The sequence below is a fragment of the Azospirillum sp. FG154 genome (genome assembly GCF_057809575.1).
The window spans coordinates 1-16,932 of the sequence record NZ_JBMDKF010000040.1 but is presented as its reverse complement, the minus strand read 5'-3'; the positions used below and the strand labels follow the sequence as shown (position 1 = coordinate 16,932).

Genomic DNA, 16,932 nt, shown 5'->3' with positions numbered 1-16,932 from the left:
TAAACACCGGGCGCGCGGGTGTAGCTCAATGGTAGAGCAGAAGCTTCCCAAGCTTACGACGAGGGTTCGATTCCCTTCACCCGCTCCAACGCGCGCTCCTCTGTAAAATTTGAACGCTTTCGCGCTCTGGCCGTATGGGCCGGATGGCGCGTTTTTGCGCGTGGTCTCTTTGGCCTGCGGTGTTTTTCAAATCCGGGCTGAACCGACAAAACCGCCGACGACGATCCGCGCATCCCAAACAAAAGGGGCAGGCCGTGGCCTGCCCCGCATCTTGTGCTCCGCCGAAGCGAAACGTGTTAACGGCTGGCCCCAGTTTCCCATCGGCTAAAATGGATCGTGTTTCCAGCTTTCACGACGTTAAGGCTCATCTTTTTAATTGTCAATCCCATGATACGCTCCACTCATGATGTGTGTTTTTACGCCTGACATGCTGGAAAACACATGAAATCCAATGGAGACGCCCCGTTCCATGCAACCCTACCGCCTGTCCCTTGACCTTGGCTCCACCTCCCTTGGCTGGTGCGTGCTGGAGCTTGACCGCAGCGCGCCGCCGAAGCCCAAGGGGATTCGCGCGTTGGGCGTGCGCATTTTCACCGATGGCCGCAGCCCAAAGGATGAAAGCTCGCTGGCCGTGGGGCGGCGGATCGCCCGGCAGATGCGGCGGCGGCGCGACCGCACCCTGACGCGCCGCAAACGGCTGATGGCCGCGCTGATCCGCTTCGGCCTGATGCCGGTGGACCGGGGGGAGCGCAAGGCGCTGGAGGCTCGGGATCCCTTGGATTTGCGGGTTCGCGGTCTGACCGAACGGCTGGAGCCGCATGAGCTGGGCCGCGCCCTGTTCCACATCAACCAGCGCCGTGGCTTCAAGGTCATGCGCGGCGCCGGCGACGCGGAGGAGGCGGGAAAGATCCGCAGCGCCATCGACCGCCTGACCATCCAGATGGACGAAATCGGCGCGCCGACCTTGGGCGCCTTTTTCGATTGGCTGCGCGCCAACGGTCGCTGCGCGCGCGCCCGTCTGGTCGGGCGGGGGGCGAAGGCCGAATACCCCTTTTATCCCGAACGCCGGATGCTGGAGAGCGAGTTCGATCAATTGTGGGCGGCGCAGAAACGCCATCACCCCGATCTGTTGACGGAGGAGCGGCGAACGACCCTGCGCGACCGCATCTTTCACCAACGCCCGTTGAAGCCGCCGAAAATCGGCAAATGCTCGCTGATCCCCGAGGATCCGCGCGCGCCGCGCGCCCTGCCCTCGGCGCAGCGCTACCGGCTTTACGCCGAACTCGCCAACCTGAAGATCATCGCCCCGGACCACAGCGAACAGCCGCTGACCGTGGAGCAGCGCGACGCCATCCTGCGCGCGGCGAAGGCCAAGCCGACCAAAAAGGCCCTTTCCTTCGACGACCTCCGAAAGATCTTGAAACTCGCTTCGGAGGTCAAATTTTCCATCGAGTCGGAGCGCCGACCGGGGTTGACCACCGACGAAACCTCGGCGGTTCTGGCCGACAAGAAGCGTTTCGGCCCGCGCTGGGCGCATTTGACCCTGGCCGAACAGGATGAACTGGTCGAACGGCTGTTGTCGGAAACCGACGAGGGGGCGCTGCTCGATTGGCTGACCGTCCGCTGGGGCCTGACGCCGGAGGCCGCCGTCCTGGCCGCCGACGCGCCCCTGCCCGACTTTCACCTGAACATCGGGCGGCAAGCGCTGGCCCGGCTGTTGCCGGTTCTGGAAACGGAATCGCGGCCAACCGACAACGGCGCCATTCGGGGCGCCAACCGACCGATCCGGTATGACGAGGCCGTTCCGGTCGCCTTCCCCGGCCTGCACCATTCCGACCGCCGACCGGGCGCGCTCCTTGCCAAATTGCCCTATTACGCCGAGGCGCTGGAACGCCACGTCGCCTTCGGCAGCGGCGATCCCAAGGATCCGCTGGAAAAGCGGCTGGGGCGGCTGGCCAACCCGACGGTGCACATCGGGCTGAATCAACTGCGCCTGGTGGTCAACGCGGTGATCGAGCGCTATGGCCCGCCACAGGAAATCGTGGTGGAACTGGCCCGCAAGCTGAAACAGACCAAGGAGGCCCGCGACCGCGCCGAGAAGGAACAGACCGCCAACCAGCGCAAGAACGAAGAGCGCAAGGCCCTGCTGCTGAGCGTCAACCGCCCGATCAACGCCCGCAACCTGCTGAAGCTGCGGCTGTGGGAGGAGCAGGGCGTCGTCGTCCGCCGCTGCCCCTACACCGGCGAGCCTATCAATAGGCAGCTTCTGCTGTCCGACAAGGTGGAGATCGACCACATCCTGCCCTTCTCCCAATGCCTCGACGACAGCGCGGCCAACAAGGTGGTTTGCCTGACCGAGGCCAACCGGGAGAAGCGCAACCGCACCCCCTTTGACGCGTTCGGCGGCGACCCGGCGCGCTGGGCGCGGATTCTCGGCTGCGCGGAGGACTTGCCGAAGAACAAGCGCTGGCGCTTCGCCGAAGACGCCCTGCGACGCTGGGACAAGGAGGGGGGATTCCAGGCGCGGCAAATCACCGACACGCAATATCTGTCGCGGTTGGCGCGGGAGTATCTGGGCCATGTCTGCGACCCGAACCGGGTGCGCGTTTCGCCGGGGCGGCTGACCGCCCAATTGCGGCGGCGCTGGGGCGTGGATTCGATCCTGCGCGACCACAACCGCCAGGGCGGCGACGCGCCGGTGGATAAGGGCGCCGTCAAGAATCGCGACAACCACCTGCACCACGCGCTGGACGCGGCGGTGATCGGCTGCATCGACCAGGGGATGATCCAGGCGGTGGCGCTGGCCGCCTCCCGCGCCGAACAGGCGGGGATCGACCGGTTGATGGAGGATCTGGATGATCCATGGGATGGCTTCCGCGACGAATTGGCGGCCCGCGCGCGCAACGTCATCGTGTCGCACCGGCCCGAACATGGCGTCGGCGGTCGCCTGCACGAGGACACCGCCTATGGCCCGACCCTGGAGTCGGAGCGCGCCAAGGGCTACAACCTCGTCTACCGCAAGATGATGGACGGCCTGACCGAAAAGGAAATCGCCCGCATCCGCGCCCCGGATCTGCGCACGGCCATGCAAAAGCGGGTGGCCTTCCACAAGGCCGGGCCGGAGCGCTTGGACGTCAAACAGGCCGTGGTCAAGGCGGCGGAGGATTTGGCCGCGACCGCGCCCTGGGTCGGCGTCCGCCGGGTTCGCCTGCTGACCAAGGAAGCCAACCCGATCTGGCTGACCGGGCCGGACGGCGCGCCCTACAAGGGGTTGATCGCGGGCGACATCCACCACATCGACCTGCTGGCCCTGCCCGATGGCCGATGGGTGGGCCGCGCGACCACCCTGTTCGAGGCCAACCGCGACGCCCTGCCCGATGGCCGCGCCGCCCCCTGCCAGCCGCAGGACGGCGAACGCTTCGTCATGCGCCTGCACAAGGGCGATCTGGTGAAGCTGGAGCATGACGGGCGTCCCCGCGTCATGCGGGTGGCGTGGCTGGAGCCGTCAAACGGTCGGGTTCGCATGGCCGAACACCAGCAGGCGGGGGAGTTGGTCAAGCGCCACGCCAAGGCCAACAGCCTGGACGAACTGATCGAAAAGCTGGGCGAGACGGTGGTCAAGGCCATGGCAAACCCGCTCGACGAGGTCGATCCCTTCCGCTGGCTCATCATTTCCTACGACGTGCTGCGGCGGCGCAAGGCGCGGCGGGTGACGGTCGATCCGTTGGGACGGCTGCGCGACCCTGGTTTCCCCAAATGGGCCGCCGCCCCCGCCCTGGCGCTGCCCGCGCCATCGGACGAGGACGCCGATCCATGATCGGGCGCATCGTCGAAATCGCCGAGGACGGTCGTCACCTGTCGCTGTCGCGCGGCTTTCTGGTGGTGGAGGAACGGGGCAAGGAAATCGGTCGGGTGGCGTTGGACGACATCGCCGTGGTGATGGCGAACGCGCATGGCCTGACCTACTCCAACACCCTGTTGCTCGCGTTGGCCGAGCGTGGGGCCGTGGTGGTCCTGTGCGGGCCGAATCACCTGCCGACGGCCTTCCTGTGGCCGGTGGACGGCCATCATGTGCAGGCCCAGCGCATGCGGGCGCAACTCAACGTCTCGGAGCCGCAGGCCAAGCGGCTCTGGCAAATCCTGGCGCGCGCCAAGATTCGCCAGCAGGGCGCGGCGCTGGAGGCGCGCGGCGAGCCGTCCGGCGCGTTCGAGGCGCTGGCCCGCAAGGTGCGCTCCGGCGACCCGGAAAATGTGGAGGCGCAGGCGGCGCGGCGCTATTGGCCCTTGCTGTTCGGCGAGGACTTCCGCCGTGACGCCGACAGCGGCGGGGCGAACGGGTTGTTGAACTATGGCTACGCGATCCTGCGCTCCACCGTGGCCCGCGCGGTGATGGCGGCGGGGCTGCACCCGTCCTTGGGGCTGTTCCACCACAACCGGGCCAACCCGCTCTGTCTGGTGGACGATTTGATGGAGCCGTTCCGCCCCTTCGTCGATCTGGCCGTCCTGCGTCTGACCGAAAGCGGGCACAGGGCGGTCACGCCGGACGCCAAGCGTTTCCTGGCCTTGGTCCCGTCCCTGGATCTGCCGACGGCGCAGGGAACCACGCCCTTGTCCACCGTGGCGGCGCGGGCGGCGACCTCGCTGGCGCTGGCCTATGAAAGCGGCGACTCGACGCTTGACGTGCCCGGCGGCGGGCGGGCGTGGGCGCCGACCGCGCTGGAATGGCCCCCGCCCCCCAGAGCGCCGCCGACGGCGCAAGAGGCGGACGGCGGCGGCAAGGGGGACTGACGATGCTGAGCGGGTACCGGATCATGTGGATGATGGTGCTGTTTGACCTGCCGACCCTGACCAAGCGCGAACGGAAAGCGGCGGGACCTTCCGAAAATTCCTGCTCGACCAGGGATTCGAGATGTCGCAGCTCTCCGTTTACATGCGTCACTGCGTGGGCAAGGAGCAATCCGAATCCCTGACCCGCCGGATCGAAAAGGCGGCGCCGGACACCGGCAAGATCCACATCGTCTTCATCACCGACAAGCAATACGAAACCATCTTGTGCTTCGATGGCCGCGCCCGCCTGCCATCCCGGAAAAATCCCGAGCAATATGTCCTGTTCTGACGCCCGCCCGGTTGGATTCAGACATGGAAAATCACGGGATAAGGCTGAAATTTCAGCAGCTTATCCCGTGACCTATTGTAGCCGATGGGAAACTGGGGTCCAGCCGCAACACCGCTCCGGCCCCGGCGTAGCGGACGGTCATTGTAGCCGATGGGAAACTGGGGTCCAGCCGCAACAACACGACGTCCGTCACCACCGCGCCCGACTATTGTAGCCGATGGGAAACTGGGGTCCAGCCGCAACCACCGGCAAGCCGGCAAGGTATGGCTTGCCATTGTAGCCGATGGGAAACTGGGGTCCAGCCGCAACTACACAGCAGCGATCCTGAAGCGACACACAATTGTAGCCGATGGGAAACTGGGGTCCAGCCGCAACGACCGTCCGTTGCGCGACGCCAACGGCTGGATTGTAGCCGATGGGAAACTGGGGTCCAGCCGCAACTGGCCGCAACCGGCGTGAAACTGTCAAACCATTGTAGCCGATGGGAAACTGGGGTCCAGCCGCAACAAAAGGGGCGAGCGTAGCCGTCGGGCCGAAATTGTAGCCGATGGGAAACTGGGGTCCAGCCGCAACTCAGCAAAGCGACGGCACGTCAAGGGTCCGATTGTAGCCGATGGGAAACTGGGGTCCAGCCGCAACCCCATGTTCGACCGTCTGCGGCCCGGACAGATTGTAGCCGATGGGAAACTGGGGGCCAGCCGCAACACGCTGGTGCTGGCCCAACGTGCGACATCCTATTGTAGCCGATGGGAAACTGGGGGCCAGCCGCAACGCCGCCACGCCCGCCGACGCTTGCGCGGTGATTGTAGCCGATGGGAAACTGGAGGCCAGGGGGCGCCTTACAGTTCCTGTGGAATAACGAGGGTCACGGTGGTTCCGGCGCCGGGGCGGCTGTCGATGGACAGGCGGCCGCCCATCGGGCCGGTGACGGTGTTGAACGCCACGGCCAGACCAAGCCCCTTGTGGCCGCGCCCGCGCGCGGTGGTGAAAAAGGCGTCGGTCAGCACCGGCAGATGCGACGCGGCGACGCCCGCCCCCTCGTCGCGCAGGGTCAGGCGCCAAGCCGCCTTGCCGTCCAGTTGGGCCGGGGCGAGCGTGATCGACGCCTCCGCCGCCGCGCCCGCCGTCATGCCCGCCGTCATGCCAGCGGGGTAGGCGTGGGCGCGCACATTGTCGAGCAGATGGTGCAGCACGCGCTCCAAATGCGCGGCGTGGCCAAGCCAGGGGCAGGGCGCGCCAGGGACGATCTGAACCGACGGCGCGGCCTTTGGATGCTGCGCGGCGTACAGGGCGACGGCCTGTTCGACGACCTCGCGGGCGTCCAGCGCCTCCAACGGCCCGGTGTGCTGGCAGGCGGCGATGGCGGTGAAGGCCTCCACCAGATCGACGGCGCGGGCGAGGTTCGATTGCAGCAGCGCCGCCGGTTCCTGCACATCCTCGATTCCCTGACCGGCCAAATCCTGAAGATGGCTGGCGGCGGTGACGCAGACGCCCAAGGGGGTGTTCAGCTCATGCGCCAGCCCGGTGACGGCCTGGGTGATGGCGCGGTGGCGGGCCAGCGCGGATTCGGCGATGCGGGCGCGGCGCTCCAGATCCTCGCGCACCACCCGTTCCGACACGTCGCGGATCATCCGGCTCAATTCGCGCAGCAGCTTGGCCAGCAAATCGGGCGAGGGCGAAATCAGGGACAGGAACAGGTCGCGTTCCAACTCGAACACCGTCACCGGCGTGGCGGCGATGATCGAGGCGGAACGCGTGCCGCCGTCAACCAGGGCCATTTCGCCGAAACACTCCCCAGCCTGCCGGAACCCGACCTCCACCTGACCGCCCACGCCGTCGCTGCGCACCACGCGGACGGTTCCCGACAGCAGGACATAGAGGGACTGCGCCTCTGTCCCCTCGCTCATCAGCGCGTGGCCTTGGGGGGCGTCGAACACCCGGCCCTGGGCTTCGACCGCCGCGCGTTCGTCGCGCGTGAAGGAATCGAAGAGGGCTATCCCGTCGAGAACGCCGTTGGCGGTGGGCATGATCGTCGATGGCTCCGGGGGCTGAATCCTTTCTTTATAAACCATTGGCGGGGGCGGCGGCGAGACGCTATCGGTCCTGCTCCAGGGCAATCGGGTGAAGGCTTGGAATTCCTAACACAGGAAGAGTGTCATCCCCGCGAAGGCGGGGATCCAGGCTTATCCAAAATATTCGCTCGGCGAACTCTGGATCCCCGCCTTCGCGGGGATGACGCAAAATCCCATTTTCGGGTCTATAATCCTTCACCAGATTGCCCTGGGTCCTGCCCGATCAAGGAAAATTACCGATCCGGGCGGATGCGGGCCAACAGCCCGGCGGCCCCCTGTTCGCACAGGTCGAGAACCCGCTCGAATCCCCGCGCGTCGCCGTAATAGGGATCGGGCGTCTCGCGGACGCCGACGCCGATGGCGGCGTCCGGCGCGTCGTCCAGAAACAGCGTGACCGCCGCCCGGGCGTCCGCCGGGGCCATGCGCCGCAGATGCGCCAGATGGCCGTCGTCCATCGCCAGGATGTGGTCGAACTCGTAAAAATCCTCCAGCGTCACCTTGCGGGCGCGCAAGCCCGACAGATCGACGCCGCGCGCCTTGGCCGCCTTCTGGCTGCGCGGGTCGGGCGGCTCGCCGACGTGATAGCCGTGGATTCCGGCGGAATCGACGCCGATCCGTCCGTCCAGCCCGGCTTGGACGACCAGACGACGAAACACCCCCTCGGCGGTGGGCGAACGGCAGATGTTGCCGGTGCAGACGAACAGAACCTTCACCATCGCCAACGGCCTCCGCGTGTCGAACCAGGGCGCAAGGCTAAAGCGGATCGTGCCAAAGCGGAATCGATTTGACGCGCCAATCCGCGCGACGCCCGGCGTCCCTGATGTCTCAGAGACGCCAAGGCGACGCGGCGTCAGCTCTCGCTGGGATGGGCGGCGGACAGGCGCTGACGACGGAATTCGGCGACGGGCAAGCCGCCGACGCCCCAATCCTCAAGCGCCACCTCGTCGATGACGACGAAGGTGGTCGCTGGCTCCTTGTTCAGAACCTTGACCAGCAGATCGGTGACGCCCTGGATCAGCGCGGCCTTTTGATCGGGCGTGGCGTTTTCACGGGTGATCTTGATGTTCACATAGGGCATGGCGGCGTGTCCTCATCCAACCGACGGGGCGTTGATCGGTTCGCTGTGGAAAATTTTGGCGATGATTTGCCAACGCCCGTCGAGGAAGACGAGCGTCAGCAGATCGGTGAAGCGCTTTGGCCCGATGGCGCAAGCGACGCGGGCGAAGCCGGTGACGGGTCCGGCGAACTCGATCGCCAAAATGCGGTCGGCCCGCTCCTCGTTCCGGCTGGCGGGCGACGGGCGTTGATCGACGACGGCGAAATAATCGTCCATCGTCCGGTGCAGCAAAGCGCCGTCGCTGGCGCTGGCGTAAATCGCCTGGGGATGGAACACGGCGCGCAGCCGCTGGGTGTCGCTGTGGCGCAGACCGTCGAAATACTGCCCCAGCAGGGCGATCACCGCGCCAAAACGCGGGTCGCCCGCAAACGCCGCCGCGCTCACGCCGCCAACCCTTCGGCCCGCAGCGCCGCCTGAACGGCGGGCCGCTCCGCCACCCGCGCCGCCAAGGCCGACAGCTTTGGCCAACGGCTCAGATCGACGCCGGTCGGGCCGGTCCAGGTCGTCATGACGAAAAAGTAAGCGTCGGCCGCCGAAAAGCCGTCGCCCAGCAGATGGGGGCGCCCATCGGCCAGCGCGCCTTCCAGAAAATCCAGGCGGACGCCAACCTTCGCCCGCGCCGCCTCTTTCGCCTCCGCCGTGCTGGACGGGGTGAACAGCGGAACGAACGCCTTGTGAAGTTCCGAGGACAGGTAGTTCAGCAGCTCTTGCAAGCGGACGCGGGCGCGCGTGCCGTTGGCCGGGGCCAGCCCGGAGTCGGGATGCTGGTCGGCGATGAACTGGACGATGGCGACGCCTTCGGTCAACAACTCGCCATCGTCCAGCCGCAGCGCCGGGACATAGCCTTTGGGGTTGACGCTGTAATAATCGACGCCAGTCTCCGTGCGGTGGGTCGCGGTGTCGACCCGCTCCAGCGTGAAGGCGGCCCCCGCCTCGCGCAGGCAGATGTGGGGCGACAGCGAGCAGGCGCCGGGGGCGTAATAGAGCTTCATGGGATGATCTCCGTCGCGTGTTGGGATGACGCGCCGACGGTAGCCAGAGGAGTTACCTTTGTATATCTGGTAACTTTCCGTTATCGTCTTTCCCAGTAACCGGGCCGTAACCGGATTGTTCCCATTCCCCTGGCGTGGCGGTGTTTATGGTCTTGAAAGTGCGGAAAAGCCGAGCGGAGCGTCTGCCGCCGACCTGCGAGGTGGGCGAATGCATGGGCCTGTTGGGCGGGGCCTGGACCCCCAACGTGATCTGGCATCTCAGCGGCGGCCCCCGGCGCTTTGGCGAGTTGCGCATCGACATGCCGGGGATTTCCGCCAAGATGCTGAGCGCCCGGTTGAAGGATTTGGAGGAAAAAGGCGTGATACGGCGCACGGTGGCCGCCACCTCTCCGCCGTCGGTCGAATACGCGCTGTCCGATCTGGGGCGGGAACTCGTTCCCGCCATCACCGCGATCGCCGCCGTCGGGGCGCGGTTGAAGGCCCGGCGTTTGGCGGCGGCGGACGCGCCGACCGGCCAAGACTCCGCTGACCAAGAGCAAGACTCCGCTGACCAAGAGGATGAACGCTGATGCCCGCGCTGGATTCCGTGCGCCTGAACCCAACCGATTCCATCGTCATTCTGACCGGGGCCGGGATTTCCCAGGAATCCGGGCTGGACACCTTCCGCTGCGCCGGGGGCATCTGGTCGAGGGTCGATCTGGAGGATGTGGCGACGCCGCAGGGCTTCGCCCGCGATCCTGATCGGGTCCACCGCTTTTACAACGACCGCCGTCGCGGCCTGCTGGATCCGGCGATCCAGCCCAACGCGGCGCACATGGCCTTGGCGGCGCTGGAGCGGGGCTGGCGCGGCAAATTCCTGCTGGTGACGCAGAACATCGACGATCTGCACGAGCGCGCCGGGTCCACGGCGCCGCTGCACATGCATGGCGAGTTGCTGAAGGCCGTGTGCCAGCGTTGCGGGGCGGCGTCCGACTGCCGCGACGATTTGTCGGTGCATGATTTGTGTCTGGCCTGCGGGCGCAAGGGCGGGATGCGGCCCGACGTGGTGTGGTTCGGCGAAATGCCTTACCACCTGGACCACATCCAGGCGGCGCTGGAGGATTGCGACCTGTTCCTGTCCGTCGGCACCTCGGGCCACGTCTACCCCGCCGCCGGTTTCGTCGCCGAAGCGCGGGCGGGCGGCGCCCACACGGTGGAACTGAATTTGGAGCCGTCGGAGGGCGTCAGCCGTTTCGACGCGGCCATCCACGGCCCGGCGACCGCGCTGGTCCCCACCTTCGTCGCCGAGTTGCTGGCGCTTTGACCGATCTGGCCGCCCTGTTCGCCGAGGTCCGCGCCTGCGCGCGCTGCGCCGGGGCGTTGCCGCATGGTTGCCGCCCGGTGCTGCGCGGCGCGGCGTCGGCCCCGTTGCTGATCGTCGGACAAGCGCCGGGCGCGCGGGTTCACGCCAGCGGAATTCCGTGGAACGACCCGTCAGGCGACCGGCTGCGCGCGTGGCTGGCGCTGGAGCGCGCGGCCTTTTACGACGAATCGCGGATCGCCATCGTGCCGATGGGGCTGTGCTACCCCGGAACCTCCCCCAAGGGCGGCGATTACCCGCCGCGCCCGGAATGCGCGCCGCTGTGGCACCCGCCGCTGTTGGCGGCCCTGACCGGGGTGCGGCTGACTCTGCTGGTCGGGCACTACGCCCAGGCGCGCTATCTGGGCGCCCGGCGCAAGGCGACGATGACCGACACGGTGGCGGCGTGGCGCGACTATGGCCCGGAATTTATGCCCCTGCCGCACCCGAGTTGGCGCAACAGCGGTTGGCTGGCGAAAAACCCGTGGTTCGAGGCCGAGCTGGTCCCCGTCCTGCGCGCGCGGGTGGAAGCGCTGCTGAACAGCGACGTTTGACCGCCCCTCACTCCATCGCTTCGATCCGCTCCATGTCCTCGTCGGAATGGCCGAAATGGTGGCCGATCTCGTGGATCAGCACATGGCGGACGATGGCGGCCAAATCCTCCCCCGTCTCGCACCAGTAATCGAGGATCGGGCGGCGGTAGAGAAAGATCATGTCCGGCCCGCCGCGCACGTCGGCGACGCTTTGTCGGGTCAGATCCACCCCACGATACAGCCCCAGCAGGTCAAAGGGGCTTTCCAGCTCCATCTCCCGCTCCGTTTCCTCGTCGGGGAAATCCTCGACATGGATCACCAGGTTGCGGATCGGGGCCAGCAGCTCCGCCGGGATGGTGTCGAGGGCGGCTTCGGCCATGCGCTCCAGGTCTGCGACCGAGGGCGGAACCGTGTGGGGGATGGGGCGTGTCATCGCCTGTAGATGGGGGACGTCTGGCGTCACGCCAAGCCCCCCAACGGTTCAACCCTGACGGTTCAACCCCAGCGTTGGCCCGGCGTTGGCCTGAGGCTGCGCGTCAGTCCGCAGTGAAACAAATCATCATGACATTGCGAATCTGAAATTGCGGAAGCGCCGGATTCTCCGTTGCGGATCGACAAAAGATTGCATAAAGTCTGAATGACAATACCGACGATAATCGTTTGTTGTCTAATTATCTCTTATGCGTGCCGAATATATTGGAGTATGCGCCTTTTTGTAAGGGAACGATCAAGCTTCATCCATCAGCGTGGAGCGCGCGCGTCTGGCGCGCCTTCATGCGTCGCCCGCCCTTCGGACGTTGTTCGGCGTTGCGTTGGCGCGCCGACGGCGTCGGTCTTACGGCTCCTGTCGCGATCATAACCCCACCGTTCAACCGTTCGGCGTGGCTGTCCTGGGAAGCGGCGATGGTCCATATCGGATCGACCGTCCAGCCGCGCGCGCGACGAACCGAAACGGGGGCACCACCCACCAAGGACGATTCGATGCGCATTCCGTTCCAAACCACCTTCCCAAAGAGCGCTCCTCGCGCGCTCGGCGTCGCCGTGGCCTCGCTCGCCGCCCTCTCCGCCGTCGCCCTGCCGTCGGCGGCGCTGGCCGACCCGCTGCGGGTGGCGGTGATCGAAAGCCTGTCGGGCATGCAGGCCTCCACCGGGCGGCCCTATCTGATCGCCGCGCACTATGTGCTGGACGCCCTGAACGCCAAGGGCGGCTTGAACGGCGAGAAGGTCATCCTCACCGAATACAATTCGGGCGGAAAACCGTCGGGCGCGTCGGAAAAATTCCTGCAAGCCGCCGCCGAGGGCGCGAACATCGTGATCCAGGGATCCTCGTCCCTGATCGCCGCGCAATTGTCCGACGACATCCGGGAGTACAACAAGAAGAACCCCGGCAAGGAAATCATCTACTTCAACGTCGGCGCCGAGGCGATGGAGCTGACCGGCGAGAAATGCCACTTCCACGCCTTCCGCTACACGGCGACCGCGCCGATGCGCATCGGCGCGCTGGTCTGCGTGATGAAACAGGAAGGGGTGCTGGGCAAGCGCGTCTATTCGATCAACCAGAACTATTCCTGGGGCCAGGACGTCGAGGCCAGCATCAAGGCCAACGCGGCGCCCGGCGGGTACGAGGTGGTGGAAAGCGTCCTGCACGACGTCGCCCGCATTCAGGATTTCTCCCCCTTCATCGCCAAGATCAAGGCCGCGAACCCCGACACCGTGCTGACCGGCAATTGGTCGAACGACCTGCTGCTGATGATGAAGGCGGCGGGCGACGCCGGGCTGAAGGTCCGTTTCGGCACCACCTTCCTCGATCAGGTCGGCAACATCAGCAACGCGGGCGACGGGGCGCTGGGCCATTACGTCGCCCACCCCTTCAACATCGAACTGACCGACGGAAGTTTCGCCCAGGATTACCTGAAGGCGACGGGGCATCTGCCGGTCTATGTCGAGCCGAACGCGGTCAACGCCCTGAAGGGGCTGGTCACGGCGCTGGAAACGATCAAGCCCAACGGCGGCGCGATCAAGGGCGACGACATCGCCCGGGCGCTGGAAAACACCACGATCCAGACGGACATCGGCCCCATCGCCATGCGCAAGGAGGACCATCAGGCCCTGCTGCCCATCGTGGTGTCGCGCGTCGAAAAGGGCGTGAAATACCCGGTGGACGGCACCGACATCGGTTTCAAGCCGGTCAAGGTCATCGCCCCGGAGGCGGTGGTTTATCCGGTCCAGGCCAAATGCGTCATGCAGCGCCCCTGATCCACCGACGGCGGGACGCCCGGCGTGACGGGCGCCCCGCATCCGGGGCCTGAGGCAGATGTGGAATCCAATGTGATGATGAGCCGAATTGCAAACGGCGCGAGAAGCCTGACCGGCAAGCTCATTCTGTGGGTCGTGGTCGTGCTCGCGATTATTTTCGCTGGCGGCGTGGCCGCGCTGTCGACCGTCAACAGCGGCGTCATCAGCGATCTCGCGCTCAAGCACAGCGGCGAGGTGGGGGAACACCACGCCGCCGTGGCGCAGGGGGATTTGAACCGCGCCATGGCGACGGTGGAGGCTTTGGCCAACGCCTTCGGCATGATGCGCCGCAGTTGGGTGACGGACCGCACCGCCTACAACGAGGTGATGCGGGCGATGTTTGAAAGCGATCCCGACCTGTTCAGCCTGTGGGCCGGGTTCGAGCCGAACGCCATCGACCCCGACGCCGACCATCTCGACGACATCGGTTGCAACGACAAGGGCCGCTTCCTGGCCCAGTGGTTCCGCGAAAACGGCCAGCTCGACGTTCGCGCCTTCGACGAACCGAAAGCCGGAGATCCGGGTTCGGCCTTTTATTTCCGGCCCAAGGATTTGCGCAAACCCGTCGTCACCGAACCTTATGAGTCCATGGTCGGCAGCCGCAAGACGCTGATGGTCTCGCTGGTCGCCCCGGTGATCGTGGACCGCCGGGTCATCGGCGTGGTCGGCCTCAGCCTGCCGCTCGACCGTTTTTCCGAATCCTTGGGGCGGGTGCGTCCGTTTGAAACCGGGCGGATCAGCCTCGTCTCGCATCAAGGAAGCTGGGCGGCCTATCACCAGCCCGACGCGCTGGGCAAGCCGGTGACGGCGTCCGCCCCGGAACTGGCGGGCGTCCTCGACGCGGTGAAGGAGGGGCGGCGCAGCGATTTCATCACCCAGGATCCGGTGATCGGCGGGCCGGTGCAGAATTTCCTGACTCCGATCGCCATCGGCGCCACCGGCACCCCGTGGGGGATGCTGACCACCATTCCGTTGGACAAGGTCAACGAACCCGCCCGGATGATCCAGAACTGGACGTTGGCGGGCAGCGTGGTGACTCTGGTCATCCTCGCCTCGATCCTCAGTCTGGTCGGCATGATGGTGATCGGGCGGCCTTTGGCCCGCACCGTCGCCGTCATCGGACGGCTGGCGGGCGGCGAATACGCCTTCGCCATCGGCGGGGTGGAGCGCAAGGACGAGATCGGGCAGGTCAACCGGGCGCTTCAGATCTTCCAAAAGAACATCGTCCGCGTCGCCGAGATGGAAAAGGAACGGCGCGACCAGGAAGAGCGCGCCGTGGCCGTCCGCGCCGAGGAGATGGGGCGGTTGGCCGACAGCTTTGAAGCGGCGCTGTCGGGCATCGCCGGGGCGGTGTCGTCGGGCGCCGGCGAGTTGGAAGGGAACGCGGTCTCTCTGACCGGCATCGCCGAGGAAACCAGCCGCCAGAGCGTCGCCGTGGCCGCCGCGTCGGAACAGGCGACGACCAACGTGCAGACGGTGGCGGGGGCGGCGGACGAGCTGGTCTTCTCCATCAACGAGATCACCCGGCAAATCGCCCTGTCCGCCGACACCGCCCGCGCGGCGGTCGGCCACATCGACCGCACCAACGAAACGGTGGAGGGGCTGGTCGCCGCCGCCCAGCGGATCGGCGACGTCACCGGCTTCATTCAGCAGATCGCCAGCCAAACCAATTTGCTGGCGCTGAACGCCACCATCGAGGCGGCGCGGGCGGGCGAGGCGGGCAAGGGCTTCGTCGTCGTCGCGTCGGAGGTCAAGAATCTGGCCAACCAGACCGCCAAGGCGACCGACGACATCCGCGTCCAGATTCAGCAGATGCAGGAAGTCACCGGCGCGGCGGTGGAGGCGATCCGCGAGATCGCGCGGATGATAACCACCGTCAACGACAACATTTCGGCCGTCACCACCACGGCGGAGCGGCAAGGCGCCGTGACCGCCGAAATTTCGGAAAACATCCGTCAGGCCGCCGACGGCACCCGCGACGTCACCACCAACATTGGCGGCGTCACGCTGGCGTCGGGCGAAACCGGACGGATGGCGCAAAATGTCCTGGACGCGTCGCGCAACCTGACCGAGCAATCGGTCCATCTGCGCAACGAGGTCCAGGCCTTCGTCGCAAAAATCCGGGCCGCCTGATCGCGGCGGCTTTGGATGAGTCGTCTTTGGATGAGGCGTCTTTGGCGACACAACGGCGGCGGCCTGTTCTTGGGCCGCCGCCATCTTTTTGAGCGCCGCGCCCCTCGCCCCGCCCCGCCGATCCGGCTACTCTGCGGCCCGGTTGGCATGGGAGGGGTGGGGATGGAGGACGCGGGGGCGATTGTCGGGACGGACCACGCCCGCGCCTTTGACCGCCACCGCCAGGAGGGGAGCGCGCTGTCGCCTCTGCTGCTGCTGGGCGACGCCAAGGAGGTTCTGCGGGCGCTGCCCGACGCCTGCGTCGATTGCGTCATGACCTCGCCGCCCTATTGGGGAAAGCGGGAGTATGAGGCGGGCGGCCTGGGGCTGGAGGCCGATCATCGGGATTATGTCGCGGCGCTGGCCGCGATCACCGCCGAGGTGAAACGGGTGCTGAAGCCCGAGGGATCCTTCTGGCTCAATCTGGGCGACAGCTACAGCGGCAAGGGGCTGGTCGGCGTGCCGTGGCGCGTCGCCTTTGAGATGATCGACACGCAAGGCTGGATTCTGCGCAACGAGGTGGTGTGGAACAAGCTGAAAGGCGGGATGGACACCAGCAAGGACCGTCTGGCCAACCTGCATGAAAAACTGTTCCACTTCGTCAAACAGGCCAAGGGCTATTACTACGACGCCGACGCCATCCGCTCGAAACCGCGCGAGGCCAAAATCGTCAACGGCGCGGTGGTGTCGGCCACGGGCGTGTCCGGGATTCGCTACAAACGGCAAATCGAACGGTCGACATCGCTTCAGCCCTGGGAGAAAGAGGCCGCCTTTGCCGCCCTGGAGACGATCTTGACCGATGTGGCGGCGGGGCGGTTGGCTGATTTCCGCATGGTCATCCGTGGTCAGCAGCGAACAACCCACTCCGACAGCGCCAAGCTTTCCGGTCGCGCCAAGGAACTCCTCGACAAAGGATTCTACCTCCTCAAATACCACCCCAAGGGGAGCAAACCGGGCGACGTCTGGGACATCATCCCCGAAGACACCCAAGGCCGCCGCGCCCATTTCGCCGCCTACCCCATCGACCTGTGCCGCCGCCCGCTGCTGGCGACCTGCCCACCAAGCGGCCTCGCCCTGGATCCCTTCTGCGGAACCGGCACCACCCTGGTCGCCGCGCAACTTTTGGGCCGAAAATCCGTCGGCATCGACCTGTCCCGCCGTTACCTCCACCTTGCGCAAGAGCGGTTGTGCGCGAGGCCGTAAGATCAACTTCTGCGGCGCCTGTTCCGGGGCCAGCGTTTGAACAGCAAAAAGCCCCTGAAAGCGGTTTGCTTTCAGGGGCTTTATGATTTGGTT

Annotated in this window: 15 protein-coding genes, 1 tRNA gene and 1 CRISPR repeat array; of the genes, 10 read left to right on the top strand and 6 right to left on the bottom strand. The window is 66.2% G+C overall.

What is annotated here, in order from left to right; all coding sequences use genetic code 11:
• Positions 1–14 precede the first annotated feature (14 nt).
• From ACODS4_RS26770 to cas2, 4 genes are all read left to right on the top strand, one after another.
• A tRNA-Gly gene (locus ACODS4_RS26770) sits at positions 15–88 on the top strand.
• Between the two features lie 381 nt (positions 89–469).
• Positions 470–3,817: a type II CRISPR RNA-guided endonuclease Cas9 gene (gene cas9 / locus ACODS4_RS26765; protein WP_488868716.1), complete on the top strand. Its 3,348-nt coding sequence runs from the start codon at positions 470–472 to the stop codon at positions 3,815–3,817.
• Positions 3,814–4,788, top strand: a complete 975-nt coding sequence (gene cas1, locus ACODS4_RS26760; RefSeq protein WP_488868715.1) for a type II CRISPR-associated endonuclease Cas1 — start codon at positions 3,814–3,816, stop codon at positions 4,786–4,788. Before cas9 ends, cas1 begins: the two co-directional genes overlap by 4 nt.
• A 121-nt stretch (positions 4,789–4,909) precedes the next feature.
• Complete coding sequence (gene cas2, locus ACODS4_RS26755) at positions 4,910–5,116, top strand: CRISPR-associated endonuclease Cas2 (RefSeq protein ID WP_488868714.1); 207 nt, start codon at positions 4,910–4,912, stop codon at positions 5,114–5,116.
• Between the two features lie 74 nt (positions 5,117–5,190).
• Positions 5,191–5,954: a CRISPR direct-repeat array (repeat unit 36 nt; unit sequence ATTGTAGCCGATGGGAAACTGGGGTCCAGCCGCAAC).
• Between the two features lies 1 nt (position 5,955).
• Here cas2 and ACODS4_RS26750 read toward each other — a convergent pair.
• The 5 genes from ACODS4_RS26750 to gstA all read right to left on the bottom strand — a co-directional run bounded on the left by ACODS4_RS26750 (position 5,956) and on the right by gstA (position 9,297).
• Positions 5,956–7,143: a sensor histidine kinase gene (locus ACODS4_RS26750; RefSeq protein ID WP_488868713.1), complete on the bottom strand. Its 1,188-nt coding sequence runs from the start codon at positions 7,141–7,143 to the stop codon at positions 5,956–5,958.
• Positions 7,144–7,421: 278 nt separating this feature from the next.
• Entirely contained in the window at positions 7,422–7,904 is a 483-nt protein-coding gene (locus ACODS4_RS26745) for a low molecular weight protein-tyrosine-phosphatase (RefSeq protein ID WP_488868712.1), read from the bottom strand.
• A 134-nt stretch (positions 7,905–8,038) separates the two neighbouring features.
• Complete coding sequence (locus tag ACODS4_RS26740; RefSeq protein WP_488868711.1) at positions 8,039–8,266, bottom strand: tautomerase family protein; 228 nt, start codon at positions 8,264–8,266, stop codon at positions 8,039–8,041.
• A 12-nt stretch (positions 8,267–8,278) separates the two neighbouring features.
• Positions 8,279–8,689, bottom strand: coding sequence for a nuclear transport factor 2 family protein (locus ACODS4_RS26735; protein ID WP_488868710.1), 411 nt, complete (start codon positions 8,687–8,689; stop codon positions 8,279–8,281).
• Complete coding sequence (gene gstA, locus ACODS4_RS26730; protein WP_488868709.1) at positions 8,686–9,297, bottom strand: glutathione transferase GstA; 612 nt, start codon at positions 9,295–9,297, stop codon at positions 8,686–8,688. Before gstA ends, ACODS4_RS26735 begins: the two co-directional genes overlap by 4 nt.
• Positions 9,298–9,455: 158 nt before the next feature.
• Between gstA and ACODS4_RS26725 the strand changes: the two genes are divergently transcribed.
• The 3 genes from ACODS4_RS26725 to ACODS4_RS26715 are packed head-to-tail and all read left to right on the top strand — an operon-like array spanning position 9,456 to position 11,190.
• Positions 9,456–9,866, top strand: coding sequence for a winged helix-turn-helix transcriptional regulator (locus ACODS4_RS26725; protein WP_488868708.1), 411 nt, complete (start codon positions 9,456–9,458; stop codon positions 9,864–9,866).
• Positions 9,866–10,600, top strand: coding sequence for an NAD-dependent deacylase (locus ACODS4_RS26720; RefSeq protein WP_488868707.1), 735 nt, complete (start codon positions 9,866–9,868; stop codon positions 10,598–10,600). The genes ACODS4_RS26725 and ACODS4_RS26720 overlap by 1 nt, the downstream gene beginning before the upstream one ends.
• On the top strand, positions 10,597–11,190 hold the full coding sequence (locus ACODS4_RS26715; protein ID WP_488868706.1) for a uracil-DNA glycosylase family protein: 594 nt from the start codon (positions 10,597–10,599) through the stop codon (positions 11,188–11,190). Before ACODS4_RS26720 ends, ACODS4_RS26715 begins: the two co-directional genes overlap by 4 nt.
• 7 nt (positions 11,191–11,197) lie before the next feature.
• Here ACODS4_RS26715 and ACODS4_RS26710 read toward each other — a convergent pair whose 3' ends face one another.
• The gene (locus ACODS4_RS26710; protein ID WP_488868705.1) at positions 11,198–11,548 is read right to left on the bottom strand and encodes a metallopeptidase family protein; all 351 of its coding nucleotides are present in this window, start codon (positions 11,546–11,548) and stop codon (positions 11,198–11,200) included.
• Positions 11,549–12,150: 602 nt separating this feature from the next.
• Here ACODS4_RS26710 and ACODS4_RS26705 point away from each other — a divergent pair.
• The 3 genes from ACODS4_RS26705 (at position 12,151) to ACODS4_RS26695 (ending at position 16,839) form a co-directional block, all read left to right on the top strand.
• Positions 12,151–13,425 (top strand): branched-chain amino acid ABC transporter substrate-binding protein, encoded by a 1,275-nt coding sequence (locus ACODS4_RS26705; RefSeq protein ID WP_488868704.1) that lies wholly within the window; start codon positions 12,151–12,153, stop codon positions 13,423–13,425.
• Between the two features lie 75 nt (positions 13,426–13,500).
• The gene (locus ACODS4_RS26700) at positions 13,501–15,597 is read left to right on the top strand and encodes a methyl-accepting chemotaxis protein (protein ID WP_488868703.1); all 2,097 of its coding nucleotides are present in this window, start codon (positions 13,501–13,503) and stop codon (positions 15,595–15,597) included.
• Positions 15,598–15,759: 162 nt separating this feature from the next.
• Positions 15,760–16,839 carry a DNA-methyltransferase gene (locus ACODS4_RS26695; RefSeq protein ID WP_488868702.1) on the top strand — a complete coding sequence of 360 codons (1,080 nt, stop codon included), beginning with the start codon at positions 15,760–15,762 and terminating at the stop codon, positions 16,837–16,839.
• Positions 16,840–16,932 lie beyond the last annotated feature (93 nt).